A 1,022-nucleotide genomic window follows, 5' to 3' on the forward strand; every position below is an offset into this window, starting at 1 on the left:
TAACCGTCTATTTATCAACTGTGAAGGCAGCAACTACAAAACAGAGTGCGCTTGCCCATGATCTGCACAGCGACCCCAATTTAGAAGGTTACATCTGCCACAATGGCGAGGAAAAGCACACCCAAATAGCGCATAGAGCCCAAAAAGTTGCGCCAGCCCATCTCACGGGTTGGGGTGCGTAGCAAACGCCAATTTTCCATTAAAAACAATCCACCAGACAAGAGGGCGCCTGCCAGATAGATCATACCCAGTTGCCCAAAATACCAAGGCAACAGTGAGGCGCTCACCAACAGAATGGTGTTGAGAAAGATATAGCGGGCAGCCTTCTGCTCACCGACCACAACCGGCAGCATTGGTACACCAGCTTTTTGATAATCCTCTTTCAAATGGATTGCCAAGCTCCAAAAGTGTGATGGTGTCCAAAAAAACAGCACCAAAGCCAGCAGCATTGGCAAGGCGCACAAGCCCGGATTGACCGAAGCGGCCCCGGCCATGACCGCAAAGCTGCCTGCCAGACCACCCAGGACAATATTCATCCAGGTCCGCCGTTTCAGCCAAACCGTATAGACAACGCCATAGAAAAAGGCACCTAAAAAGAGATGGATTGCCACGATCGGGTTAAAAAACCACACGGCGATGCTGACCCCGGAGAGCAGCAAGCCAGCCGCCAACCATAAGACATGGCTGGAGTTGTTTAGTCCCCGTTTGGCCAAAGGGCGATTGGCTGTCCGTTCCATCATGCGATCGATGTCCCGGTCATACCAGTGGTTGAAAACTGCTGAACTGGCGGATCCCAACACCATAGCCAGGGTCAACCAGAACAGATGTGCAATATTCACCCGCTCGGCCATGGAGAGATAGGAGACAACCGCCGTCAAGGCAATCATCCCACCAATCCGCAATTTTAGCAATTCGAGATCGCAGGCTTTCGTTGAAAGAGCGGGTGATGGGATTGAGGATATAGGCGGCAATGCTGCGATAGCCCACCTTGATCTCGGCGTTCAAGGTCATGCCCCGGATCA

The 1,022-nt window shown here is 52.2% G+C and carries 1 protein-coding gene; it reads right to left on the reverse strand.

The genetic code is table 11. The features are described 5' to 3' along the window. Positions 1-80 precede the first annotated feature (80 nt). The gene (gene cyoE, locus EJP87_RS17110) at positions 81-971 is read right to left on the reverse strand and encodes a heme o synthase (protein ID WP_227657768.1); all 891 of its coding nucleotides are present in this window, start codon (positions 969-971) and stop codon (positions 81-83) included. Positions 972-1,022 lie beyond the last annotated feature (51 nt).

It is taken from the genome of Candidatus Magnetaquicoccus inordinatus, assembly GCF_004217665.1.
GTDB lineage: Bacteria > Pseudomonadota > Magnetococcia > Magnetococcales > Magnetaquicoccaceae > Magnetaquicoccus > Magnetaquicoccus inordinatus.